Consider the following 25,526-nt stretch of genomic DNA (forward strand, 5'->3'; position numbering starts at 1 on the left):
GAGCTGCCGAAGGCTGCGATTTTTTGATCTTGATCTGCAAAAACCAAAATCAAAAGATCGTCCGAACGCGGCCCGAGCCTTCGGCAGCTCCTACAGGGATCTGCGGTTTTGCGCGATATCCAGTAAACTGCCGCACGTTTTTTCTTCAAGTAGTGTTTCTCCATGCAAATTGCTCTGGCGCCCATGGAAGGGTTGGTCGACGACATCCTTCGCGACGTGCTGACCCGCGTTGGCGGCATCGATTGGTGCGTGACCGAATTCATTCGGGTCAACGATCAGTTGCTCACCCCGGCCTATTTCCACAAATTCGGCCCGGAATTACTCAACGGCGCACGAACCGCTTCCGGCGTGCCGCTGCGTGTGCAATTGCTCGGTTCCGACCCGGTGTGCCTGGCGGAGAACGCTGCATTGGCCTGCGAACTCGGCTCTGAAGTGATTGACCTCAACTTCGGTTGCCCGGCCAAAACCGTGAACAAATCCCGTGGCGGTGCGGTGTTGCTCAAGGAGCCGGAACTGCTCAACCAGATCGTCGAGCATGTGCGCCGCGCAGTGCCAGCGCATATCCCGGTGACGGCGAAAATGCGCCTGGGCTTCGACAGCCCGGACGGTTCGCTGGTCTGCGCCACGGCGCTGGCCGAGGGTGGCGCCGAGCACATCGTGGTGCACGCCCGAACCAAAATGGACGGCTACAAACCGCCTGCGCATTGGGAGTGGATTCCGCGCGTGCAGGAGGTGGTCAAGGTGCCAGTGTTCGCCAACGGTGATATCTGGAGCGTCGACGACTGGCGCCGCTGCCGGGAAATCAGCGGCGTCGAAGACATCATGCTCGGTCGTGGCCTCGTGTCGCGCCCGGATCTGGCCAAACAGATCGCCGCTGCGCGCGCCGGCGAAGACGTCGTCGAGATGACCTGGGCTGAACTGATGCCGCTGATTCAGGACTTCTGGCTGCAAGCCAAAGCGCAGATGACCGCACGCCAATCACCGGGCCGATTGAAGCAGTGGCTGGCGATGCTGACGCGCAATTATCCTGAAGCCGCCGAGCTGTTTACTGTTTTGCGCCGCGAAACCGAGCCGGACCAAGTCTCGCGCTTGCTCGGTTTGTCGCTCGTCGAGGTTGCATGAAAAATTTGAAAATAATCTCTTGAAATCAAAACAGCGGTCCCTATCTAAGGGTTACGCGATGCCGAATTCGGGTCGCGGAGACACAAAACCTTGCTGATTGTTTTCAGGAGATTTGAATCATGAGTACTGCATTTTCCCTCGCGCCACTGTTCCGTTCCTCGGTGGGTTTCGACCGTTTCAACGACCTGTTCGAAACCGCCCTGCGCAACGAGCCAGGCAGCAGCTATCCACCCTACAACGTCGAAAAACACGGTGATGATCAATACCGTATCGTCGTCGCGGCCGCCGGTTTCCAGGAAGAAGACCTGGAGCTGCAAGTCGAGAAGGGTGTGCTGACCATCAGTGGTGGCAAACGCGATAGCAACGAAGGCGTGACCTTCCTGCATCAGGGCATTGCCCAGCGTGCCTTCAAGCTGTCCTTCCGTCTGGCTGATCACATCGAGATCAAGGCCGCCGATCTGCGTAACGGTCTGTTGAGCATCGACCTGCTGCGCGTGATCCCGGAAGAGGCGAAAGCCAAGCGCATCCCGATCAACGGGGAGCAGAAGCCGGTTCTGCAATAACACCGGGCAATGAAAAAGGGCGCCATTGGCGCCCTTTTTTTGTGCCTCGTTACTTCAGCAGCACTTTCAAATCCTCCAGCGCAACCGGCCGACTGTGCAGATAGCCCTGATACAAATGGCAGTCCAGACCTTGCAGGAACGCCAGTTGTTCCACGGTTTCCACGCCCTCGGCAATCACCTCCAGCTCCAGGCTGCGCGCCATGGCGACAATTGCGCGAATGATCTCGGCGTCGTTCGGGTCGGTCGTCGCGTCACGAATAAACGACTGGTCGATTTTCAACGTATCCACCGGCAGCCGCTTGAGGTACGTCAGCGATGAGTAGCCGGTGCCGAAATCGTCCATGGCGAAGCTCACGCCGAGCTTTTTGAGGCGGCGCATTTTACTGATGGTGTCTTCCAGATTCTGGATCACGATGCCTTCGGTGATTTCCAGTTTCAGCAGCGAACAGGGCAGGCCGTGACTGGTCATGCTGTGCTCGATGCGTTCGACGAAGTCGTTCTGGCGGAACTGGCGCGGGCTGATGTTCACGCAGAGGCTGAAATTCAGAGGATCCACCAGTTTCAGCGCGATCAGTTGTTTGAACGCATCGCAGGCCTCGTCGAGAATCCAGGTGCCGACCTCGAGAATCAGCCCGCTGTCCTCCAGCACTTTTATAAACTCGGTCGGCGATTGCGCGCCGAGCTGCGGATGATTCCAGCGCACCAGCGCTTCGGCGCCGATGATGCGGTTATCACGGGCATCGATCTGCGGCTGAAAGTGCACGTTGAATTCGCCGCGCGACAGCGCCAGGCGCAAGTCGGTCTCCATGCGCAGGCGTTCGCTGGCCGCTTTCTGCATGGTGTTGTGATACATCTGCGTGGTATTGCGCCCGGAATCCTTGGCCCGGTACAGCGCGATATCGGCGCGCTTGAGCAGGTCGGTCGGCGTTGAGCCGTGATCGGGAATCAATGCCACGCCGATGCTGGGCGTTACCTGCAAGCGTTGGCCGTCGAGGAACATCGGCTCCGAGAGCAATTCGCGCAGGGTGTCGGCGAGCGTGCGAACCTGCTCGGTGACGTCACTGCGCGACCCTTCCAGCCCGCTCAGCAGCACGACAAATTCGTCACCGCCAAGGCGCGCGACGGTGTCTTCCATGCGGACGCTGGCCTCGAGCCGCGCGGTGATGATTTTCAACACCGTGTCGCCGACCGGGTGGCCGAGCGAATCGTTGATGTGTTTGAAGTGGTCGAGGTCGAGGAACAGCAAGGCCCCGCGCAGATTATGGCGCTTGAGTAGAGCGATCTGCTGGCTCAGACGATCCATCAGCAGGGCGCGGTTGGGCAGGTTGGTCAACGGGTCGTGATAAGCCAGGTGGCGAATCTGTGCTTCGGCATTTTTCAACAGGCTGACGTCGCGTGCGGTCAGCAGCAGGCACGCGGTTTCATTCAAGGTGATCGGCTCGACCGAGACTTCCACGGTTAGCAGTTCGCCGCGTTTGTTGCGTCCGAGCATCTCCTGATGGTGTACGCGACCTTTGATCTGCAGTTCTGCAAGCAAAGTTGAACGCTGTTTCTCCTCGGCCCAGATGCCCACCTGATACACGGTTTTGCCCAGCACTTCGTCGGCGCGATAATCGGTGAGGCGGCAGAAACCGTCGTTGACCTCCAGATAGCGCCCGGTATCGCGTTCGGTGATCGTGATCGCGTCGGGGCTGGAGTGAAACGCCTTGGCGAATTTTTCCTCGCTGGCCTTGAGTGCTGCCTCCGAGCGCTGTTGCTGGGTGATGTCGCGCAGGGTGGTGACGATGCACGGCTGGTCGCCGACGCTGATCTGCCGGCTGGAGATCACGCACGTCAGCGACTGGCCGTCCTTGTGCTGGACGATGATCGCAACATTGCTCAGGCCTTGCTCGCGAATCACCCGTTCGATGCGTTGCAGGCTTTTCGCCGAGGCATCCCACAAGCCAATTTCTTCGGCGGTGTGGCCGATAACGTCGGCGGCGCTCCAGCCAAACGTCTGGCTGAAGCTGGAATTGATCTCGATGAACTCACCGGTTTCCTGACGAGTGACGCAAATCGGATCGGGGCTGACCTGGAACAGCGTGGCGAATTTTTCTTCCGAGGCGACCAGGCGTTGTTCGCGTTCGACTTGATCGGTGATGTCCAGCAGCGTGCCGGCCATGCGCAGCGGTGCGCCATTATCGTCGCGGTAAAGACGGGCGCGGCTTTCCAGATAACGTGAGCTGCCGTCGGGCAACTGCACGCGGTAGGTCAGCTGGTAATTGCCCGCCGGGCCCTCGCGCAAGCTGCGGTAGGCGTCGCGCATGGTGTCGCGTTCTTCGCCGGGCACGCCTTCGAAAAACTCTTCGAAGGATTCGTGAAACGGAATCGGCTCCAGCCCGTGCAGTTGCGCCGCACGCGCCGAGCCATAAAGCATGCCGCTGGGAATGTGCCAGTCCCAAGTGCCGAGCTGCGCCGAATCCAGCGCCAGGTCGAGGCGTTCCTGGCTGTCTTTCAGCGCATGTTCGGCAGCCTTGCGTTCGGTGGTGTCGAGGAAAGTGCTCAGCAGATAGGGCTGGCCTTCGAGTTCAACCTTTTGCGCGCTGAGAATTCCGTCGTGAACCTGGCCGTTGCTGGCGCGAAACTGCACCTCCATGCTGATCAGTTCACCCTTGGCTTTGGTCTTCTTCACCAGTTCGGCGCGTTGTTCGGGGTGCACCCACAGACCCAGCTCCAGCGTGGTGCGGCCAATCGCGCTCTGCACTGGCCAGCCGAACAGGCTTTCAAAATACTGATTGGCCTCGCTGATCAGGCCGTCTTCCTGACGGGTCAGCAACACCATGTTCGGGCACAGATGAAACAATGTGGCAAAACGCTTCTCGGAGCTGCTCAACGCCTGTTCGCGTTGGCGCTGGTGCGTGATTTCACGGATCACGCCGATCATGCGCGGACGGCCGTTTTTGTCCGGCAACAGGCTGCCGCTGATTTCCAGCCAGTGCAGGCTGCCGTCCGGCCAGCGGATGCGGTGGTGCATGGCCTGTTCCAGTGGTGCGCCGGCGATCACCGCATGGAAAGCGCGAATGGTTTTCGCCCGGTCTTCCGGGGGCAACAGGTCGAGATATTCCAGGTCCTTGGGCAGCGGTTGCCGGGGATCGAAACCGAACAGTGCCTGCGTTCCCCGTGACCAACTGATCTGCCCGCGCTCAATGTCCCAATACCAGGCGCCGAGCCGGGCGCCGTTCAGCGCGGCGAGCAACTGCGGCGCGCTCTCCCAGCTCTGCTCGGAATGACGCGGGTCAATCGCCTGAATACGCGGCATCGGCGGAGTTCGGTCAACAGATTTCGGCATTGTGGACGGGCCTTGAGCGGGTGGTGGCGTTAGGCACAGGGGCAGCGGCTCTAATAGGAGTAGCACAAGTTGGCCTCAAGTCCCTGGCAAGTCGATTTGTGCATCCAGCAATGCCATAAAGGCTTTTGCTGCATTCGATAGCGTCCGTTCGGTGTGCAGGATATAGCCTAGCTGGCGACTGAGCTGTATGCCCGGCAAAGCGATGCTTGCCACTTGATCATCGAGCATGGTGCGCGGCAGAACGCTCCAGGCGAGGCCGATCGAGACCATCATCTTGATGGTTTCCAGGTAGTTGGTGCTCATGGCGATGTTCGGCGTCAGGCCCTGGGCCTCGAATAATCGCTGAACAATATGGTGGGTAAAGGTATTGCCGCCTGGGAACACCGCCGGATGGCCGGCAATGTCTTGCAGGCTGACCGCGCCGTTATTGATCAGCGAATGCTCGGGGGCGACGACAAAATCCAGCGGGTCAGCCCACACGGGCGTCGCTTTGACCAGTGCGTGTGGCTCCGGCGCGAGGGTGATGACCGCCAATTCCGCGCGACCATGGAGAATTTCTTCGTAGGCCACTTCCGAATCGAGAAACTGAATATCCAGCGCGACCTGTGGGTAGCGACGGGTGAACTCCCTTAACAAGGGCGGCAACCGGTGCAAGCCGATGTGGTGACTGGTGGCCAGTGTCAGGCGCCCGCTGACTTCGCCAGTCAGATTGGTCAGCGCGCGGCGAGTGTCGTCGAGCACATTGAGAATCTGATAAGCCCGCGGCAGCAAGGCGCGGCCGGCTTCGGTCAGGCCGACTTCGCGACCCAGGCGATCGAACAGGCGCACCTTTAATTGCTGTTCCAGACCGGCAATGCGTTTGCTGATGGCCGGTTGCGTCAGGTGCAAACGTTCGCCAGCGCCGGAGAAACTGCCGGTCTCGGCAATGGCGATAAAAGCCTTGAGGTTAGCCAGATCCATGTCGCATTCCAGTTGGTTATCCAAAGCATAAAAAATATGAATTTGAGTTATTTAATCTAACCCCATAGGATCGGCCTCACAAGCCAAAGGGTTATAGATAAGCCCAGGGCATAGAAACAAGCTGATGAGGAACCGTCTGATGGCCGGCAAAACGCTCTACGACAAGCTCTGGGATTCGCACTTGGTCAAGCAGCGCGACGATGGCTCGGCGCTGATCTATATCGATCGTCACATCATCCACGAAGTGACGTCGCCGCAAGCCTTCGAAGGTCTGCGCCTGGCCGGGCGCAAGCCGTGGCGCATCGATGCCAACATCGCGACCCCGGACCACAACGTACCGACCACGCCGGAGCGCAAAGGCGGCATCGAAGCCATTGCCGATCAGGTTTCGCGTTTGCAGGTGCAGACCCTCGATGACAACTGCGATGAATACGGCATCGTCGAGTTCAAGATGAACGACGTTCGCCAGGGCATCGTCCACGTCATCAGCCCGGAGCAGGGCGCGACCTTGCCAGGCATGACCGTGGTTTGCGGCGACTCGCACACCTCGACCCACGGCGCATTCGGCGCATTGGCCCACGGCATTGGCACGTCCGAGGTCGAGCACGTACTCGCCACCCAGTGTCTCGTTGCCAAGAAAATGAAAAACATGCTGGTGCGTGTCGAAGGCCAATTGCCGTTCGGCGTGACCGCCAAGGACATCGTCCTCGCGGTGATCGGCAAGATCGGCACCGCTGGCGGCAACGGCCACGCCATCGAATTCGCCGGCAGCGCGATTCGCGACTTGTCCGTTGAAGGCCGCATGACCATTTGCAATATGTCCATCGAAGCCGGTGCCCGCGTCGGTCTGGTGGCCGCCGACCAGAAAACCATCGATTACGTGAAGGGCCGCCCTTTTGCTCCGAAAGGCGCCGAGTGGGACATGGCCGTTGAAGCCTGGAAAGACCTGGTTTCCGACGCGGATGCGCAGTTCGACACCGTGGTTGAACTCGACGCCACGCAGATCAAGCCGCAAGTCAGCTGGGGCACTTCGCCCGAGATGGTTTTGGGCGTCGATCAGAATGTGCCGGACCCGGCCAGGGAAATGGATCTGGTCAAGCGTGACTCGATCGTCCGCGCCTTGAAATACATGGGTTTGACCGCCAATCAGGCGATTACCGACATTCAATTGGATCGCGTTTTCATCGGTTCCTGCACCAACTCGCGGATCGAAGACTTGCGCGCCGCGGCGGTGATCGCCAAGGGTCGCAAAGTGGCGTCGACCATCAAGCAGGCCATCGTCGTGCCGGGCTCGGGTCTGGTGAAGGCGCAGGCCGAGGCTGAAGGTCTCGACAAGATTTTCCTCGAAGCCGGTTTCGAATGGCGTGAACCGGGTTGCTCGATGTGCCTGGCGATGAACCCGGACCGTTTGGAATCCGGTGAACACTGCGCTTCGACCTCCAACCGTAACTTCGAGGGCCGTCAGGGTGCCGGTGGTCGTACGCACCTTGTCAGCCCGGCGATGGCGGCGGCGGCAGCGGTGAATGGTCGTTTCATCGACGTTCGTGAATTGATTTAAGGAGCGCAGCATGAAAGCTTTTACCCAGCACACTGGACTCGTTGCGCCTCTGGATCGTGCCAACGTCGACACCGACCAGATCATCCCGAAACAATTTCTCAAATCGATCAAGCGCACCGGTTTCGGTCCGAACCTGTTCGACGAGTGGCGTTATCTGGATGTCGGTCAGCCGTACCAGGACAACTCCAAGCGCCCGCTGAACAAGGACTTCGTCCTCAATGCCGAGCGTTATCAAGGTGCCAGCGTGTTGCTCGCCCGCGAAAACTTCGGTTGCGGCTCCAGCCGTGAACACGCGCCGTGGGCGCTGGAAGAATACGGTTTCCGCAGCATCATCGCGCCGAGCTACGCCGACATCTTCTTCAATAACAGCTTCAAGAACGGCTTGCTGCCGATCATCTTGAGCGACGCTGAAGTCGACGAATTGTTTAAGCAAGTTGAGGCCGAGCCGGGGTATCAATTGCAGGTCGACTTGCAAGCGCAAACCGTGACGCGTCCGGATGGCAAGGTGTACCGCTTTGAGATCGATGCGTTTCGCAAGCATTGCCTGTTGAACGGTCTGGACGATATCGGCCTGACCCTGCAAGACGGCGATGCGATTGCGACGTTCGAGGCCAAGCATCGGGTCAGCCAGCCGTGGTTGTTCCGCGACGCCTAATGATTTGTGGTGATACCGAAAAGATCGCAGCCTGCGGCAGCTCCTACATAGAGCACCGTGTAGGAGCTGCCGCAGGCTGCGATCTTTTGATTCTTCAAATGAAAGGAAACTGCCATGACCAGCACCGCCCAACACACTCAGGTCGTACAAAGGCAATTCGGTGAACAGGCCGCCGCCTACCTGAGCAGCGCCGTTCACGCTCAAGGCACCGAATTCGCACTGCTACAAGCTGAGCTGACAGGGCAGGGCGAGGCTCGCGTGCTGGATCTGGGTTGCGGCGCTGGCCATGTCAGTTTTCACGTCGCACCGCTGGTCAAGGAAGTGGTGGCCTACGACTTGTCGCAACAAATGCTCGATGTGGTCGCGGCCGCTGCGATTGACCGCAACATCGGCAATGTTTCCACGGTCAACGGTGCCGCTGAACGTATGCCGTTTGCCGACGGCGAGTTCGACTTCGTGTTCAGTCGTTATTCGGCGCACCACTGGAGCGATCTCGGCGTGGCCCTGCGCGAAGTGCGTCGAGTGCTGAAGCCGGGCGGTGTGGCCGCTTTCGTTGACGTGTTGTCACCGGGCAGCCCATTGTTCGACACTTACCTGCAAAGCGTCGAAGTGCTGCGCGACACCAGCCATGTGCGCAATTATTCCGCCGCTCAATGGCTGCGTCAGGTCAGCGAGGCCGGTTTAAATGTCCGCAGCACCAAGCGTCAGCGCTTGCATCTGGAGTACACCAGTTGGGTTGAGCGCATGCGTACACCGCAAGTGATGCGTGCCGCGATCCGCCAGTTGCAGCAGTCGATGGGCAATGAAGTACGTGACTATTTTGAGATTGATGCCGACGGCTCGTTCAGTACGGATGTGATCGTACTGATGGCTGAACGCTAAGAATTTTTCCGGGCGCGCCTTGGCTGGCGCCCCGACTGAAGACACGAGGAAAGCATGAGCAAGCAGATTCTGATTCTCCCAGGCGACGGCATTGGTCCGGAAATCATGGCCGAAGCGGTCAAAGTGCTGGAACTGGCCAACGACAAATACAGCCTGGGTTTCGAGCTGAGTCATGATCTGATCGGTGGCGCAGCCATCGACAAGCACGGCGTGCCGCTGGCCGACGAAACCCTCGACCGCGCCCGCGCAGCCGACGCGGTATTGTTGGGGGCGGTGGGCGGGCCGAAATGGGACACCATCGAGCGTGACATTCGCCCTGAGCGCGGTCTGCTGAAAATCCGCGCGCAACTGGGTCTGTTCGGCAACCTGCGCCCGGCGATCCTCTACCCGCAACTGGCTGAAGCTTCGAGTCTGAAACCGGAAATCGTTGCCGGTCTGGACATTCTGATCGTCCGTGAACTGACCGGCGGCATCTACTTCGGCGCGCCGCGCGGCACCCGCACTCTGGACAATGGCGAGCGTCAGTCTTACGACACGCTGCCGTACAGCGAAAGCGAAATCCGCCGCATCGCCCGCGTCGGCTTCGACATGGCCATGGTTCGCAACAAAAAGTTGTGCTCGGTGGACAAGGCCAACGTGCTGGCGTCCAGCCAGCTCTGGCGTGAAATCGTCGAAGAAGTGGCCAAGGATTATCCGCAGGTCGAGTTGAGCCACATGTACGTCGACAACGCCGCCATGCAACTGGTCCGCGCGCCGAAGCAGTTTGATGTGATCGTCACCGACAACATGTTCGGCGACATCCTGTCCGACCAGGCCTCGATGCTCACCGGTTCCATCGGCATGCTGCCATCGGCCTCGCTGGACACCAATAACAAGGGCATGTACGAGCCTTGCCACGGCTCGGCGCCGGACATTGCAGGCAAAGGCATCGCCAACCCGTTGGCAACCATTTTGTCGGTATCGATGATGCTGCGTTACAGCTTCAACCTGCAGGATGCGGCCGATGCCATTGAAAAAGCCGTCAGCGTCGTGCTTGATCAAGGGCTGCGCACCGGCGACATCCATTCGCCCGGTTGCACCAAAGTCGGTACGCAGGAAATGGGCGACGCAGTAGTCGCCGCGCTGCGGAATCTGTAATCTCTCGGGCCCGCTGCGAAATTCAATACAAAGCAGCGGCCCACTTTTCAAGAAGGTGTAGTTGCGATGAAACGTGTAGGTCTGATCGGTTGGCGCGGGATGGTCGGTTCCGTGCTCATGCAGCGGATGTTGGAAGAGCAGGATTTCGATCTCATCGAGCCGGTGTTTTTCACCACGTCCAATGTCGGTGGCCAGGGCCCGTCGGTGGGCAAGGACATTGCTCCGCTCAAGGATGCTTACAGCATTGACGAGCTGAAGACCCTCGACGTGATTCTGACCTGCCAGGGCGGCGACTACACCAGCGAAGTGTTCCCGAAACTGCGCGAAGCCGGCTGGCAGGGTTACTGGATCGACGCGGCGTCGAGCCTGCGCATGAACGATGACGCAGTGATCATTCTCGATCCGGTCAATCGCAAGGTCATCGATCAGCAACTCGACGCGGGCACCAAGAACTACATCGGCGGCAACTGCACCGTCAGCCTGATGCTGATGGGCCTGGGCGGTCTGTTCGAAGCCGGTCTGGTCGAGTGGATGAGCGCCATGACTTATCAGGCGGCCTCTGGTGCCGGCGCGCAGAACATGCGTGAACTGATCAAGCAGATGGGTGCGACCCACGCCGCTGTCGCCGATCAACTGGCCGATCCGGCCAGCGCGATTCTCGATATCGACCGTCGCGTGGCAGATGCCATGCGCAGCGAAGCGTATCCGACCGAAAACTTCGGCGTGCCGTTGGCTGGCAGCCTGATCCCCTGGATCGACAAGGAGTTGCCGAACGGCCAGAGCCGCGAAGAGTGGAAAGCTCAGGCTGAGACCAACAAGATTCTCGGTCGCTTCAAAAGCCCGATCCCGGTCGACGGCATCTGCGTGCGCATCGGCGCCATGCGTTGCCACAGCCAGGCGCTGACCATCAAGCTGAACAAAGATGTACCGATCGCCGATATCGAAGGGCTGATCAGCCAGCACAACCCGTGGGTGAAACTGGTGCCGAACCAGCGCGAAATCAGCATGCAGGAGCTGAGCCCGACCAAGGTCACCGGCACGCTGAATGTTCCGGTGGGTCGTCTGCGCAAGCTGAACATGGGTTCACAATTCGTCGGTGCCTTCACCGTCGGCGATCAGTTGTTGTGGGGCGCGGCCGAACCGCTGCGTCGCATGCTGCGGATTCTGCTCGAGCGTTGATCGTTTGAAGTTGTGAAAGAACCCGTGCCTTGAGAGGTGCGGGTTTTTTTATGCATCGATTTCTCGGGGTGTTTGTACCGACCCCATCGCTGGCAAGCCAGCTCCCACAGTGTTCAGTGCTGTACACAAAATTTATGCACAACACAGAAACCTGTGGGAGCTGGCTTGCCAGCGATGAGGCCGGTGCAGGCCCCGCAAAACCCGGCAGAAATTGCCTGTGCGGCGGTCACCCGGTAAAGTGCCGCTCCCCCCGTTTTGCCAGAGGTAGTTCCATGACCCAGACTTTCGATATCGCCGTTATCGGCGCCACCGGTACTGTCGGCGAAACCCTCGTACAGATTCTCGAAGAGCGGGATTTCCCGGTCGACAACCTGCACCTGCTCGCCAGCAGTGAATCGGCCGGCAGTTCGGTGCTGTTCCGCAATAAAAACGTACGCGTTCGCGAGGTCGACGCGTTCGATTTCAGCAAGGTCAAACTGGCGTTTTTCGCCGCCGGCCCGGCCATCACGCTGAGCTACGCCGCCCGTGCCCACGCCGCCGGCTGCTCGCTCATCGACCTGTCCGGCGCGTTGCCGGCCGAGCAAGCGCCGCAAGTGGTGCCGGAAGCCAATCCCGCCGTGCTGGCCGGTTTGCAAGCGCCATTTCAGGTCAGCAGCCCGAGCCCGTCAGCGACTTCGCTCGCCGTGGTGCTGGCGCCGCTGCTCGATCTGATCGACCTGCAATACGTTAATGTCACCGCCAATCTGGCCGTATCCGCGCAAGGGCGCGAAGCGGTCACCGAGCTGGCGCGGCAGACGGCCGAACTGCTCAACATGCGTCCGCTGGAGCCGACTTTCTTCGACCGGCAGATGGCATTCAACCTGCTGGCTCAGGTCGGTACACCGGATGCGCACGGTCACACGCTGCTGGAAAAACGCCTGGTGCGAGAGCTGCGTCAGGTATTAGCGAAACCTTTATTGAAGATTTCCGCAACTTGCGTTCAAGCCCCGGTGTTTTTTGGCGATAGCTTTAGCGTGACCTTGCAGTCAGGCAGCGCTGTTGACTTGGAAAAGGTTAACGCCGCGCTCGAAGCGGCGCCGGGGATCGAGCTGGTTGATGCCGGCGATTACCCGACGGCTGTCGGTGACGCGGTGGGGCAGGACGTGGTCTACGTCGGGCGCGTGCGTAGCGGTGTCGACGACCCGGCGGAACTTAATCTGTGGCTGACGTCAGATAACGTACGCAAAGGGGCGGCGCTCAATGCTGTGCAGGTGGCCGAATTGTTGATAAAAGACCTGCTGTAAAAGATACTTGGCAACAATTTGTCGACTGATTCTAGGTGAGCGCTATGCTTGCCCGAAGCACTTGATGACGTGTCACCCTCCGGGACATTCCGGGGCATCAAAGAAATGATCGCGCGCGACATCTGTCGTCGTCGCGCGCAATGCCTTACGGCAGCGGTATTCAAAAGCTTCTCGCTGGCCGAGGAACGTTCAAACAAAGGATGAGGCTATGGTTCAAGTTCGCAAACTGGTGTTAGCAATAGCGGCCGCCTCGGCGCTGTCCTCCGGTATGGCGCATGCCCTCGGGCTCGGGGAGCTGACCCTGAAGTCGACCCTGAACCAGCCGCTGGTGGCTGAAATCGAGCTGCTCGATGTCAAGGATCTTACTGCCGCCGAAGTGGTGCCGAGTCTGGCTTCACCCGAAGATTTCGCCAAGGCCGGCGTTGACCGTCAGGCCTTCCTCAATGACCTCAGCTTCACACCGGTAATCAACGCCAGCGGCAAAAGCGTGCTGCGCGTCACGTCGAGCAAACCGTTGTCCGAGCCGATGGTGAAATTCCTCGTGCAGGTGATGTGGCCAAACGGACGTTTGTTGCGCGATTACAGCGTTCTGCTGGATCCGTCGAAGTTTTCTCCGCAAACCGCTGACGCCGCCGCGCAACCTGCGCCGTCGCAAACCATCACCGCGCCGACGACTGGCGCTACGCACTCGGCGCAATACACCACCACGCCGCGCGACACCCTGTGGGAAATTGCCGCGAAGGCGCGTAACGGCGGTTCGGTGCAGCAGACCATGCTGGCCATTCAAGCGCTGAACCCGGACGCGTTCATCGGCGGCAACATCAACCGCTTGAAAACCGGTCAGGTGTTGCGCATGCCCGATCCGGTGCAAAGCACTGCGTTGCCGCAGTCCAAAGCGATTGCCGAGGTCGCGGCGCAGAACGAAGCCTGGCGTCAGGGCCGTCGCTATGTGGCGAAGCCGGGGAGCGGTCAGCAACAACTCGATGCCACCAATCGTGGGCGCGGCAATACCGGCGCGGCACCGAACGCTCAGGACAATCTGAGCCTGGTCTCCGCCGAAAGCGCCAAGACCCGCGGCAACGGCCCGGCGGGTGATGCCAAGGCGCTCAGCAACAAACTGGCGGTCACTCAGGAAAACCTCGACACGACGCGTCGTGACAATGAGGAACTGAAAAGCCGCATGTCCGATCTGCAGAGTCAGCTGGACAAGCTGCAAAAACTGATCGAGCTGAAGAACAACCAACTGGCGAAACTACAGGCCGAAGGGGCGGGCGCTGCACCGGGCGTCAATGGCGCGGTGGCACCGGTTCCAGCCATCACCGCCGAGTTGGCCGCGACGCCACCAGCGACCCCGGCTGAAGCGGCCGCGGCCGCGCCGACCCCAGAGTCAGCGATGGCGCCACCTGCCGAAACGCCGGTTGAGCCGGTCGTCGAGCCTGTGGTCGAAACGACTCCCGCCGCTGCGGACGACGAGAAGACCTTCAACGAGCTGCTGACCAATCCGATTCTGTTGGGGTTGATCGGTGGCGGCGCAGTGGTGCTGTTGCTCTTGCTGCTGTTGCTGGCACGCCGCCGCAAGGCTCAGCAGGAAGCCGAGAAGCACGTGCGCATGGCGCGGGCGCTGGCTGAAGAACAGGAATTCTCGGCGGAACAGGATCTGCCGGAAAGCAGCTTCGCAGGTCTGGAAACGCCGGCAGCGAGCGTCACGCTCAATACGCCTCCGACACCAGCACCAGCGCCGGCACCGGCACCGGTCGTGGCGCCGGTGGTGATGACCACGCCGATTGCGGCGCCGCTAGTGGCACCGGCCGCCGAACGTTCTGACGACGTGCTGGACAAGGCCCAGTCGCACATCAACGCCGGTCGCTTGAATCAGGCTGCCGCGCTGCTGGAAGAGGGCGTCAGCCTGGAGCCGCAACGCAGTGATCTGCGCCTCAAGCTGATGGAGGTTTACGGTCAGCAGGGTGACCGCGATGCATTCGTCGGCCAGGAGCGCCAGTTGGTAGCCAATGGCGAAAACTTTGCCAAGGTCGAAGCGCTGAAAAGTCGCTTCCCGGCCATGGCACTGATCGCCGCTGGTGGTCTCGCGGCGGCTGCGGTCGCGGCCGAGCTGGACGCGCAATACGTCAAGGATTTGCTGCTGGATGAGCCTGAAGCCCCAGCGCCAGCGCCCGTTGAAGAGGATCTGGATAGCGCATTTGACCTGAGCCTGGACGATCTCGACAACATAACGCCAGTGGCGCCAGCGCCGATCGCCGAACCTGAAGCGCCGGTCGAGCTGGACGCATTCCCGGCGGACGATGACCTGAGCTTCGAATCGGTCCTGCAACAGCAAACCGCAATGAAAGACAATCTCGACGATCTGTCTGATTTCGACCTGGACATGGATCTCGGTGCCGAGCCGACGCCAGCGGTGAATCTCGCGGACGACGATTTCCTTCTGGATCTGGACGACGGCGTGAAAGATCTGCCGCCAGTCGAGCCGCCGGTGGTGGCTGACGTACCGCAGGATGATCTGGAGTTGCCGGCCGATTTCGATCTGTCGCTGGCCGACGAGATGGACAGCAATACGGCTGCAGAGCCTGACGCCTTCGGCGCAGAGCTGGACGACGTCAACGCCGAGCTTGATCGCCTGTCGCAGAGCATCGCCGAGCCGACCTTCACCGAAGCGGACGCCGCGATGGGTGACGATCTTGGTGAAGACGACTTCGACTTCCTCGCCGGCACTGACGAAGCGGCGACCAAGCTCGATCTGGCTCAGGCGTATATCGATATGGGCGATGCCGACGGCGCTCGCGACATCCTCAACGAAGTGTTGACCGAGGGTGACGAAAAGCAGCGGGGCGAAGCCAAAGATATGCTGTCCAGCCTGTAGTAAGTTCAGCGGTAAATGAAAACGGCAGCCCATTGAGGCTGCCGTTTTTGTTTGTGCTGGATGAAGGGTTATCAGTGCTGTCGTCATCGCTGGCAGCAGCCCGCTCCCACAGGTTGGGTGCACGCCGCAAATCAATGTGGGAGCTGGCTTGCCAGCGATGGCGGCAGATCAGGCGACAGAGAACCTCTGGCATCCCCCGCCCACCACCTTATAATGCCCGCCTTTGCAAATCAGCAGGCTGTCCCACTTGGCAAACATAGATAACCCGGTCGCCGAAATGGCCCCCGACGGCTTTTACCGCGTCGCCCTGGGCGTGGAGTACAAAGGTTCGCGCTACAGCGGCTGGCAGCGGCAGTTGACCGGTGTGGCAACCGTGCAGGAAGAACTCGAAAAGGCCCTGTCGAAAGTCGCCAATTCGCCGGTTTCCCTGCAATGCGCCGGACGTACCGACGCTGGCGTACATGCCTGCGGACAAGTGGTGCACTTCGACACGCAGGTTGATCGATCGCTGAAAGCCTGGGTCATGGGCGCCAATATCAATCTGCCTCACGACATCAGTGTCAGCTGGGCGCGAGTAATGCCGGCGCATTTTCATGCGCGGTTCAAGGCCATCGCCAGGCGTTATCGCTACGTGATCTACAACGATCAGATCCGCCCGGCGCATCTCAACGAAGAAATCACCTGGAATCATCGTCCACTGGATGCCGAGCGCATGGCGCAGGCGGCGCAGTATCTGATCGGCACCCACGATTTCAGCGCCTTCCGTGCTGGCCAGTGTCAGGCCAAGTCGCCAATCAAGAAGATGCATCACCTGCGCGTGACCCGACACGGCAAGATGATCGTGCTCGACATCCGCGCCAATGCCTTCCTGCACCACATGGTGCGCAATATCGCTGGGGTCCTGATGACCATCGGCGCTGGCGAGCGCCCGGTGGAATGGATGAAGGAAGTGCTGGAAAGCCGCGAACGCCGTTCCGGCGGCGTGACGGCGCATCCGTACGGTTTGTATCTCGTGCAAGTGGAGTATCACGATGAATTTCCGTTGCCCGAGCGTTTCATCGGGCCACATTTCCTTACGGGTTTCTCCGAACTTGACGGCTGACGCCTTCCGACGCTTTTGTTACCATCCGGGACGTTTTCGGCTTTTGCCTTGAGGTTTTCCTGACATGTCAGCCGTTCGCAGCAAGATCTGTGGCATTACTCGCATAGAAGATGCGCTGGCCGCCGTCGAAGCCGGCGCCGATGCGATCGGTCTGGTGTTTTACGCCAAGAGCCCGCGTGCGGTGAGCGTGCAGCAGGCACGGGCGATCATTCAGGCGTTGCCGCCGTTCGTGACTACCGTGGGTCTGTTCGTCAACGCCAGCCGCTGCGAGTTGGGGGAAATTCTCGATGCCGTGCCGCTGGATCTTTTGCAGTTCCATGGCGATGAGACCGCAGAAACCTGCGAAGGCTGGCACCGTCCGTACATCAAGGCGCTGCGGGTCAAGGCTGGCGATGACATCGGCGCTGCCGTCGACGCCTTTCCGGGCGCCAGCGGCGTGCTGCTCGATACCTACGTCGAAGGTGTGCCGGGCGGAACCGGTGAGGCGTTCGATTGGTCATTGATCCCGCGGGGTTTGAGCAAACCGTTCATCCTCGCGGGTGGCCTGACGCCGGAAAACGTCGGCGACGCGGTGGCACGGGTAAAACCTTACGCGGTCGATGTCAGCGGCGGGGTGGAAGCGAGCAAGGGCATCAAGGATGCCGCAAAGATTCGTGCATTCATCAACGCAGTAAAAAGCGCATAGGAATCTGTAGGAACCTGTAGGAACCTGTAGGAGCTGACGAGTGCAACGAGGCTGCGATCTTTTGATCTTAAAAAAACAGAATCAAAGGATCGCAACCTCGGTGCACTCCTCAGCTCCTACCACTCCCACACGGGTTCCGATAATGATGTGACGGCTGGCAGTCTGCCGCCGTCCATCAATGCACTTGCACAAAGCAGGCGCGGCTGAGGGTTTCCAGATGGCACGCAGGTCATGTTTCGCGCTGACCGTGGCTGTTCGGCAACCATCGCCACACACATGAATTTAGCTCAAGGGCATACGCGGGGCTGCGAACCAGAGCGTTCGGGCCGCCGGTACTGGAGAAAGAAAGCATGAGCAACTGGTTAGTAGACAAACTGATCCCTTCGATCATGCGTTCCGAGGTCAAGAAGAGCTCGGTGCCTGAAGGTCTGTGGCACAAGTGCCCGTCTTGCGAGGCGGTGCTGTACCGTCCTGAGCTGGAAAAGACCCTGGACGTTTGCCCCAAGTGCAATCACCACATGCGCATCGGCGCACGTGCACGCATCGACATCTTCCTCGATGCCGAAGGTCGCAATGAACTGGGCGCCGATCTGGAGCCGGTTGACCGTCTGAAATTCCGCGACGGCAAGAAGTACAAGGATCGCCTGACCGCAGCGCAGAAGCAGACCGGCGAGAAAGATGCGCTGATTTCCGTCAGCGGCACTTTGCTGGGTATGCCTGTGGTGGTGTCGGCATTCGAATTCAACTTCATGGGCGGTTCCATGGGCGCCATCGTCGGTGAGCGTTTCGTCCGCGCCGCCAACTACGCGCTGGAAAACCGTTGCCCGATGATCTGCTTCGCCGCTTCCGGCGGTGCGCGCATGCAGGAAGCGCTGATCTCGCTGATGCAGATGGCCAAGACTTCGGCAGTATTGGCGCGTCTGCGTGAAGAAGGCATCCCGTTCATCTCCGTACTGACCGACCCGGTTTACGGCGGTGTTTCCGCGAGTCTGGCGATGCTCGGCGACGTCATTATCGGTGAGCCGAAAGCCCTGATCGGCTTCGCCGGTCCGCGTGTCATCGAACAGACCGTGCGCGAAAAACTGCCAGAAGGCTTCCAGCGCAGCGAATTCCTGCTGGAGCACGGCGCAATCGACATGATCATTCACCGTCAGGAACTCCGTCCGCGTCTGGGTAACCTGCTGGCACAAATGACCGGCAAGCCGACGCCGAAATTCGTCGCTGCGCCAATCGAGCCGATCGTGGTTCCGCCGGCACCTGCCAACGTATGACCGAGCGCACCCTTGGCGAATGGCTCGCCTACCTTGAGCAGTTGCATCCGTCGGCCATCGATATGGGCCTGGAGCGTTCACAACAGGTAGCGTCCCGTATGGGGCTGGGTCAGCCGGCGCCTCGGGTGATCACGGTCACCGGCACCAACGGCAAGGGTTCTACCTGCGCGTTTGTGGCTTCGTTGCTGCGCGCGCAGGGCCTGAGCGTTGGTGTCTACAATTCTCCGCACCTGCTGCGTTACAACGAGCGGGTGCAAATCAATGGCGTCGAAGCCACTGATGCTCAGCTGTGCGAAGCCTTTGCAGCGGTCGAAGCCGGGCGTGGCGAAACTTCCCTGACTTATTTCGAGATGGGCACCCTGGCGGCGTTCTGGCTGTTTCAGCAGGCCGGGCTTGACGCTGTGGTGCTGGAAGTCGGTTTGGGCGGGCGCCTGGACACAGTCAACGTCGTCGATGCCGATATTGCGCTGGTGACCAGCATCGGCGTCGATCATGCCGATTATCTGGGCAGCACTCGCGAATCCGTGGCTTTCGAAAAGGCCGGGATTTTTCGTCACGGCAAACCGGCCTTGTGCGGCGATTTGAATCCTCCGCAACCGTTGCTCGACAAGACGCGTGAGCTGGCCTGTCCATTCTTCCTGCGCGGGCGTGATTTCGATCTCGGCATCACCGATCAGCACTGGCAGTGGCGCGGCGCCGATGCGCAGGGCAAGGTTATAGAACTGCGGGATTTGCCGTTGCTGGATCTGCCAATGGAAAATGCCGCGCTGGCATTGCAGGCGTATCTGCTGAGCGGCTTGCCATGGGATGCCGAGCAGATTGTCGCGGCCTTGCGAGCGACTCGCGTGGTCGGTCGTCTGGATCGGCGCTCGTTCGACTGGAACGGCAAGCGCCTGAATCTGTTGCTGGACGTTGGCCACAACCCGCATGCTGCCGAGTATCTGGCTCGTCGGCTGACCGCGCGGCCGCCGGTTGGCAAGCGTCTGGCGGTATTCGGTCTGCTGGCGGACAAGGATCTGGATGGTGTTGTCGGCGAATTGAGTGCTAGTGTCGAGCATTGGGCGGTGGCGCCGCTGGATTCTCCGCGCGCCCGCCCGGTTGCTGAGCTTCACGCGACATTGCAGGGTCTGGGTGCCTCGGTCACGTCTTATGACAGTGTTGCTGCCGCGCTGGAAGGGCAGTGTGAAGTGGCCACCAGCGACGACGAGATTCTGTTGTTCGGATCATTTTATTGTGTCGCCGAGGCCCTTGAATGGCTGGCCCGGCGCTCCACGGAGGAAGCGGCAAATGGCTTTGCTGGATAAAGCGTACAAGCAGCGCATGGTTGGCGCGTTGGTGCTGGTTGCGCTGGCGGTGATCTTCCTGCCCATGCTGTTTTCCCGTCAGGATGAGCAGCGTCAAGTGACCGTCGAGGCGCCTTCAGCGCCGCAAGCGCCGTCCTTGCCGCAGGTGCAAATGGATCCGGTGGCGGTTCCCGAACCCCAAGCCTTGCCACAAGAGCCTGTGCCGACTGACGAAGAAGTCGCTGAAGAAACCGCACCTCCCGCACCAGTGGCCGCGGCGCCGACCATACCCGCGCAGATTGCCCGTCCCGCGACACCGCCGCCAGTGGCCAAGCCGATCCCGGCGCCTGCCCAGCCGATCACATCGGCGACGAGCAAACCTGACACCACGCAGAGTCGCGTAGATGCCAATGGTCTGTCGGTCAGCTGGTCTGTGCAATTGGCCAGCCTGTCGAGTCGCGCGAGCGCCGAGAGCCTGCAAAAAAACCTGCGTAGCCAGGGCTACAATGCCTATATTCGCTCGGCTGATGGCAAGAATCGGGTCTTCGTCGGTCCGCTGATCGAGCGCGCCGAAGCTGATCGTCTGCGTGATCTGTTGAGCCGTCAGCAGAACCTCAAGGGCTTCGTTGTCCGTTTTCAGCCTGAACGTGGCTGAAATCTATCACCCCGATTGAAAAGCACTGACAATCGCAGCTTACCGACAGCCATGCGCTCTGCTAAAATGCGCCGCCTTATCCGTCTGTAGGCTGCACTGTGCCATTTACCTGGGTTGACTGGGCGATCGTTGCAATCATCGCCATCTCCGCTTTGATCAGTCTGAGCCGCGGCTTCGTCAAAGAAGCATTATCGCTGGTGACCTGGATCATCGCAGGAGCGGTTGCCTGGATGTTCGGTGGCTCATTGTCCGAGTACCTCGCCGGATACATCGAAACCCCATCGGCTCGCGTGATCGCGGGCTGTGCCATCATGTTTGTCGCCACACTGATCGTTGGCGCAATGATCAATTATCTTATCGGCGAGTTGGTTCGCGTCACCGGGTTGTCCGGGACCGATCGATTCCTCGGCATGGCCTTCGGCGCTGCGCGTGGCGTATTGCTGGTGGTCGTGGCAGTCGGGCTGTTGAGCCTGGGGCCGGTACAGCAGGACGGGTGGTGGAAAGAATCCCAGCTCGTGCCGAAGTTTCTATTGGTCGCCGATTGGTCCAAAAACCTGATCCTTGGGTGGAGCAGTCAGTGGCTTGCCAGCGGAATCAGCGTACCCGCTGATCTTCCGTTCAAGGAGCAACTCTTGCCGTCGGCGAAAACGCCTCAGTGAGTGTTGTTCAGTTCAGATCCATTAAGTAGGGGTTGCGTCGCATGTGTGGCATCGTCGGTATCGTCGGTAAGTCGAACGTCAATCAGGCGCTGTATGACGCGCTAACCGTGCTCCAGCACCGCGGCCAGGACGCTGCCGGTATCGTGACCAGCCATGATGGCCGGTTGTTCCTGCGCAAGGACAATGGCCTGGTGCGTGACGTGTTCCAGCAGCGTCACATGCAGCGCCTGGTCGGCCACATGGGTATCGGCCACGTCCGTTACCCGACCGCCGGCAGCTCGACGTCGGCCGAGGCCCAACCGTTTTACGTCAACTCGCCTTACGGCATCACTTTGGCGCACAACGGTAACCTGACCAACGTTGAACAGTTGGCCAAGGAAATCTACGAATCCGATCTGCGTCACGTCAACACCAGTTCCGATTCGGAAGTGTTGCTCAACGTGTTCGCCCACGAGCTGGCCCAGCGCGGCAAGCTGCAGCCGACCGAAGAAGACGTGTTTGCTGCCGTAACCGACGTGCACAACCGCTGCGTGGGTGGTTACGCCGTAGTGGCAATGGTCACCGGTTACGGCATCGTCGGTTTCCGTGACCCGCACGGCATTCGTCCAATCGTGTTCGGCCAACGTCACACCGACGAAGGCGTCGAGTACATGATCGCTTCCGAAAGCGTGTCGCTGGACGTGCTCGGCTTCACCCTGATTCGCGATCTCGCGCCGGGCGAAGCGGTGTACATCACTGAAGACGGCAAGCTGCACACCCGTCAGTGCGCAACCAACCCATCGCTGACTCCGTGCATTTTCGAACACGTCTACCTGGCGCGTCCGGACTCGATCATCGACGGCGTGTCGGTGTACAAGGCGCGTCTGCGCATGGGCGAGAAACTCGCCGAAAAGATCCTGCGCGAGCGTCCAGAGCACGATATCGATGTGGTCATCCCGATTCCGGACACCAGCCGCACCGCCGCGCTGGAACTGGCGAATCACTTGGGCGTGAAGTTCCGCGAAGGCTTCGTCAAGAACCGTTACATCGGCCGGACTTTCATCATGCCGGGCCAGGCGGCTCGCAAGAAGTCGGTACGCCAGAAGCTCAACGCCATCGAGCTGGAATTCCGCGGCAAGAACGTAATGCTGGTCGACGACTCGATCGTGCGCGGCACCACCTGCAAGCAGATCATCCAGATGGCCCGCGAAGCCGGTGCGAAAAACGTCTACTTCTGCTCGGCGGCCCCGGCGGTACGTTTCCCGAACGTGTACGGTATCGACATGCCAAGCGCGCACGAACTGATCGCGCACAACCGCTCGACCCAGGACGTGGCTGATCTGATCGGTGCTGACTGGCTGATCTATCAGGACTTGCCTGACTTGATCGAAGCGGTGGGTGGCGGCAAGATCAAGATCGACAACTTCGATTGCGCGGTGTTTGATGGCAAGTACGTCACCGGTGACGTCGATGAGGCTTACCTGAACAAGATCGAGCAGGCACGCAATGATGCCTCGAAGGTCAAGACCCAGGCGGTCAGTGCGATCATCGATCTGTACAACAACTGAGTGAACACCGGCCCTGAGGGGCCGGTTTTGTATCTGACTTTTAATTTTTCGAGAACAGGGCAAGGAGTGACAGCATGAGTCAGGAATGGGATGCCGGTCGGCTGGACAGCGACCTTGAAGGTGTAGCGTTCGATACTCTGGCCGTCCGTGCCGGTCAGCACCGTACGCCGGAAGGCGAGCATGGTGATCCGATGTTCTTCACCTCGAGCTACGTGTTCCGCACCGCCGCCGACGCGGCGGCGCGGTTTGCCGGTGAAGTGCCGGGCAACGTGTACTCGCGTTATACCAACCCGACCGTGCGCGCATTCGAAGAGCGCATTGCTGCGCTGGAAAGTGCCGAGCAGGCCGTTGCCACCGCAACCGGCATGGCCGCGATCATGGCTGTGGTGATGAGCCTGTGCAGCGCCGGCGATCACGTCCTGGTTTCGCGCAGCGTGTTCGGTTCGACCATCAGTCTATTCGAGAAATACTTCAAGCGTTTTGGCGTGGAAGTCGACTACGTCCCGCTGGCCGATCTCGCGGCCTGGGATGCGGCGATCAAGCCGACCACCAAATTGCTGTTTGTCGAATCCCCGTCGAACCCACTGGCGGAATTGGTCGACATCGCTGCGCTGGCGGAGATTGCTCATGCCAAAGGCGCAATGTTGGTGGTCGACAACTGTTTCTGCACGCCAGCCTTGCAGCAGCCGCTGAAACTCGGTGCGGACATCGTTGTGCACTCGGCGACCAAGTTCATCGACGGCCAGGGCCGTTGCATGGGCGGTGTGGTCGCTGGCCGCAGCGAGCAGATGAAAGAAGTTGTCGGTTTCCTGCGTACCGCCGGGCCGACACTGAGCCCGTTCAATGCGTGGATTTTCCTCAAGGGCCTGGAAACTCTCAACCTGCGGATGAAGGCCCACTGCGCCAACGCCCAGCAACTGGCCGAATGGCTGGAGCAGCAGGACGGTATCGAGAAAGTCCATTACGCCGGTCTCAAGAGCCATCCGCAGCACGAATTGGCTCAGCGTCAGCAGAAGGGCTTCGGTGCCGTGGTCAGCTTCGAGGTCAAGGGCGGCAAAGAGGGCGCCTGGCGTTTTATCGATGCTACTCGATTGATTTCGATCACCGCCAACCTCGGTGACAGCAAAACCACCATCACCCACCCAAGTACTACGTCCCACGGCCGTCTGGCGCCGCAGGAGCGTGAAGCGGCGGGCATCCGCGACAGCCTGATCCGTGTTGCGGTCGGTCTGGAGGATGTGGCGGATCTGCAAGCCGACCTGGCGCGCGGTCTGGCGGCGTTGTGATCGAGTTGTCCACGCCGAAATCCGCTACCCATGGCCGCGTTGCGCTGGTCACGGGGGCGGCGCGCGGTATTGGTCTGGGGATTGCGGCCTGGCTGCTCAGCGAAGGCTGGCAGGTGGTGCTGACCGATCTGGATCGTGCGCGCGGATCGAAAGTCGCGAAGGTGCTCGGCGAAAATGCCTGGTTCATCGCGATGGATGTTGCTGACGAGTCCCAGGTTGCACTCGGCGTTGCCGAAGTGCTGGGGCAGTTCGGTCGCCTCGATGCGCTGGTATGCAATGCGGCGGTTGCCGATCCGCACAACATCACCCTGGAAAGCCTTGATCTGGCCTACTGGAATCGCGTGTTGGCGGTGAATCTCAGTGGGCCGATGCTATTGGCCAAGCACTGCGCGCCTTATTTGCGCGCGCATAACGGTTCGATCGTCAATCTGGCTTCCACCCGTGCGCGCCAATCGGAGGCGGACTCCGAAGCGTATGCGGCAAGCAAGGGCGGATTACTGGCGCTGACCCATGCGCTGGCAATCAGCCTCGGGCCGGAAATCCGCGTCAATGCTGTCAGTCCGGGCTGGATCGATGCACGGGATCCGTCTGCGCGCCGCGCTGAGCCTTTGGCTGACGCCGATCATGCCCAGCATCCAGCGGGCAGGGTAGGGACGGTCGAGGATGTGGCGGCGATGGTGGCCTGGCTGCTGTCGCGCAACGCCGGATTCGTCACCGGGCAGGAATTTGTCGTCGATGGCGGCATGACCAAGAAGATGATTTACGAGCAGTAGCAGATTCGAGCTTCAAGCGGCAAGCAGAAGCATGATGGTGGTGTGCCTGCTTTCGCTGATCTTGCTTTTTCTTGAAGCTTGCAGCTTGCAGCTAAAATCTGTTTTTGAAAAAAACTCTAATCCTGCTATTGACTTAGGTTCGCTACCTGCGTAAATTTCGCGGCCTCGGAGATGCAAACGGGTGATTAGCTCAGCTGGGAGAGCGTCTGCCTTACAAGCAGAATGTCGGCGGTTCGATCCCGTCATCACCCACCACTCCCGAGAAACTTGCTCAGGCAAGAACGTAGGCTGAAAGTGCCTGCACCGACGCGCAGCGGTAGTTCAGTCGGTTAGAATACCGGCCTGTCACGCCGGGGGTCGCGGGTTCGAGTCCCGTCCGCTGCGCCATATTTTACGAGTCAGTATGATCTGATTCGCGATTGCATAGCACCGAAGCTTGCAATCAAACGAGTTACTTGAGCGCAAGCTCAAAGCGATACGCAGCGGTAGTTCAGTCGGTTAGAATACCGGCCTGTCACGCCGGGGGTCGCGGGTTCGAGTCCCGTCCGCTGCGCCATATCTGCTCCAAGGACCACTGAACGCCTTGAAGCACCGAAAGCAGCCATCGGCTGGTTCGGAATCGATAGCAAAGACCCTGGTCGAAAGACCGGGGTTTTTTGTGTCTGAAATTTGACCCCCTCTTTGTTTTCCTCCTTTCCCTGTCCTGCACAATCCCTGTAGGAG

At 60.0% G+C, this 25,526-nt stretch carries 20 protein-coding genes and 3 tRNA genes; 21 read left to right on the forward strand and 2 right to left on the reverse strand.

Going from position 1 to position 25,526, the window contains the following annotated elements; genetic code table 11:
* Window positions 1-162: 162 nt before the first annotated feature.
* Window positions 163-1,122 carry a tRNA dihydrouridine synthase gene (locus EL257_RS09425; protein ID WP_126361920.1) on the forward strand — a complete coding sequence of 320 codons (960 nt, stop codon included), beginning with the start codon at window positions 163-165 and terminating at the stop codon, window positions 1,120-1,122.
* 119 nt (window positions 1,123-1,241) lie between these two features.
* Entirely contained in the window at window positions 1,242-1,685 is a 444-nt protein-coding gene (locus EL257_RS09430; protein WP_126361922.1) for an Hsp20 family protein, read from the forward strand.
* Between the two features lie 49 nt (window positions 1,686-1,734).
* Here EL257_RS09430 and EL257_RS09435 read toward each other — a convergent pair whose 3' ends face one another.
* On the reverse strand, window positions 1,735-5,013 hold the full coding sequence (locus EL257_RS09435) for a PAS domain S-box protein (protein WP_126361924.1): 3,279 nt from the start codon (window positions 5,011-5,013) through the stop codon (window positions 1,735-1,737).
* Between the two features lie 75 nt (window positions 5,014-5,088).
* Window positions 5,089-5,973, reverse strand: a complete 885-nt coding sequence (locus EL257_RS09440; protein WP_126361926.1) for a LysR family transcriptional regulator — start codon at window positions 5,971-5,973, stop codon at window positions 5,089-5,091.
* 139 nt (window positions 5,974-6,112) lie between these two features.
* Between EL257_RS09440 and leuC the strand changes: the two genes are divergently transcribed.
* The 19 genes from leuC (at window position 6,113) to EL257_RS09535 (ending at window position 25,359) form a co-directional block, all read left to right on the forward strand.
* On the forward strand, window positions 6,113-7,531 hold the full coding sequence (gene leuC / locus EL257_RS09445) for a 3-isopropylmalate dehydratase large subunit (RefSeq protein ID WP_126361928.1): 1,419 nt from the start codon (window positions 6,113-6,115) through the stop codon (window positions 7,529-7,531).
* Between the two features lie 10 nt (window positions 7,532-7,541).
* Entirely contained in the window at window positions 7,542-8,186 is a 645-nt protein-coding gene (leuD, locus tag EL257_RS09450; RefSeq protein WP_025111182.1) for a 3-isopropylmalate dehydratase small subunit, read from the forward strand.
* A gap of 114 nt (window positions 8,187-8,300) precedes the next feature.
* Entirely contained in the window at window positions 8,301-9,068 is a 768-nt protein-coding gene (locus EL257_RS09455) for a class I SAM-dependent methyltransferase (RefSeq protein ID WP_126361930.1), read from the forward strand.
* 54 nt (window positions 9,069-9,122) lie between these two features.
* Window positions 9,123-10,205 (forward strand): 3-isopropylmalate dehydrogenase, encoded by a 1,083-nt coding sequence (gene leuB / locus EL257_RS09460; protein ID WP_126361932.1) that lies wholly within the window; start codon window positions 9,123-9,125, stop codon window positions 10,203-10,205.
* 66 nt (window positions 10,206-10,271) lie between these two features.
* Complete coding sequence (gene asd / locus EL257_RS09465) at window positions 10,272-11,384, forward strand: aspartate-semialdehyde dehydrogenase (RefSeq protein ID WP_007913448.1); 1,113 nt, start codon at window positions 10,272-10,274, stop codon at window positions 11,382-11,384.
* A gap of 272 nt (window positions 11,385-11,656) precedes the next feature.
* Window positions 11,657-12,667: an aspartate-semialdehyde dehydrogenase gene (locus tag EL257_RS09470; protein ID WP_126361934.1), complete on the forward strand. Its 1,011-nt coding sequence runs from the start codon at window positions 11,657-11,659 to the stop codon at window positions 12,665-12,667.
* 208 nt (window positions 12,668-12,875) lie between these two features.
* Window positions 12,876-15,542 carry a FimV/HubP family polar landmark protein gene (locus EL257_RS09475; RefSeq protein WP_126361936.1) on the forward strand — a complete coding sequence of 889 codons (2,667 nt, stop codon included), beginning with the start codon at window positions 12,876-12,878 and terminating at the stop codon, window positions 15,540-15,542.
* 277 nt (window positions 15,543-15,819) lie between these two features.
* Complete coding sequence (gene truA, locus EL257_RS09480; protein WP_172604546.1) at window positions 15,820-16,644, forward strand: tRNA pseudouridine(38-40) synthase TruA; 825 nt, start codon at window positions 15,820-15,822, stop codon at window positions 16,642-16,644.
* Between the two features lie 64 nt (window positions 16,645-16,708).
* Window positions 16,709-17,329, forward strand: a complete 621-nt coding sequence (locus EL257_RS09485; RefSeq protein ID WP_126361940.1) for a phosphoribosylanthranilate isomerase — start codon at window positions 16,709-16,711, stop codon at window positions 17,327-17,329.
* A 350-nt stretch (window positions 17,330-17,679) separates the two neighbouring features.
* A complete protein-coding gene (gene accD, locus EL257_RS09490; protein WP_126361942.1) occupies window positions 17,680-18,600 on the forward strand; it encodes an acetyl-CoA carboxylase, carboxyltransferase subunit beta in 921 nt (306 codons plus the stop codon).
* The gene (folC, locus tag EL257_RS09495; protein ID WP_126361944.1) at window positions 18,597-19,904 is read left to right on the forward strand and encodes a bifunctional tetrahydrofolate synthase/dihydrofolate synthase; all 1,308 of its coding nucleotides are present in this window, start codon (window positions 18,597-18,599) and stop codon (window positions 19,902-19,904) included. The genes accD and folC overlap by 4 nt, the downstream gene beginning before the upstream one ends.
* On the forward strand, window positions 19,888-20,538 hold the full coding sequence (locus tag EL257_RS09500) for an SPOR domain-containing protein (RefSeq protein ID WP_126361946.1): 651 nt from the start codon (window positions 19,888-19,890) through the stop codon (window positions 20,536-20,538). The genes folC and EL257_RS09500 overlap by 17 nt, the downstream gene beginning before the upstream one ends.
* A 98-nt stretch (window positions 20,539-20,636) precedes the next feature.
* On the forward strand, window positions 20,637-21,197 hold the full coding sequence (locus tag EL257_RS09505) for a CvpA family protein (protein ID WP_008083218.1): 561 nt from the start codon (window positions 20,637-20,639) through the stop codon (window positions 21,195-21,197).
* Window positions 21,198-21,238: 41 nt separating this feature from the next.
* On the forward strand, window positions 21,239-22,744 hold the full coding sequence (gene purF / locus EL257_RS09510) for an amidophosphoribosyltransferase (protein ID WP_126361948.1): 1,506 nt from the start codon (window positions 21,239-21,241) through the stop codon (window positions 22,742-22,744).
* 74 nt (window positions 22,745-22,818) lie between these two features.
* A complete protein-coding gene (locus EL257_RS09515; protein ID WP_126361950.1) occupies window positions 22,819-24,030 on the forward strand; it encodes an O-succinylhomoserine sulfhydrylase in 1,212 nt (403 codons plus the stop codon).
* Window positions 24,027-24,803 carry an SDR family oxidoreductase gene (locus EL257_RS09520; RefSeq protein ID WP_126361952.1) on the forward strand — a complete coding sequence of 259 codons (777 nt, stop codon included), beginning with the start codon at window positions 24,027-24,029 and terminating at the stop codon, window positions 24,801-24,803. The genes EL257_RS09515 and EL257_RS09520 overlap by 4 nt, the downstream gene beginning before the upstream one ends.
* Window positions 24,804-24,982: 179 nt before the next feature.
* Window positions 24,983-25,058 (forward strand) — tRNA-Val (locus EL257_RS09525).
* Window positions 25,059-25,113: 55 nt separating this feature from the next.
* Window positions 25,114-25,190 (forward strand) — tRNA-Asp (locus tag EL257_RS09530).
* A 92-nt stretch (window positions 25,191-25,282) separates the two neighbouring features.
* Window positions 25,283-25,359: transfer RNA gene (locus tag EL257_RS09535), tRNA-Asp, on the forward strand.
* The last annotated feature ends 167 nt before the right edge of the window (window positions 25,360-25,526 follow it).

Source organism: Pseudomonas fluorescens, from assembly GCF_900636825.1.
GTDB lineage: Bacteria > Pseudomonadota > Gammaproteobacteria > Pseudomonadales > Pseudomonadaceae > Aquipseudomonas > Aquipseudomonas fluorescens_BG.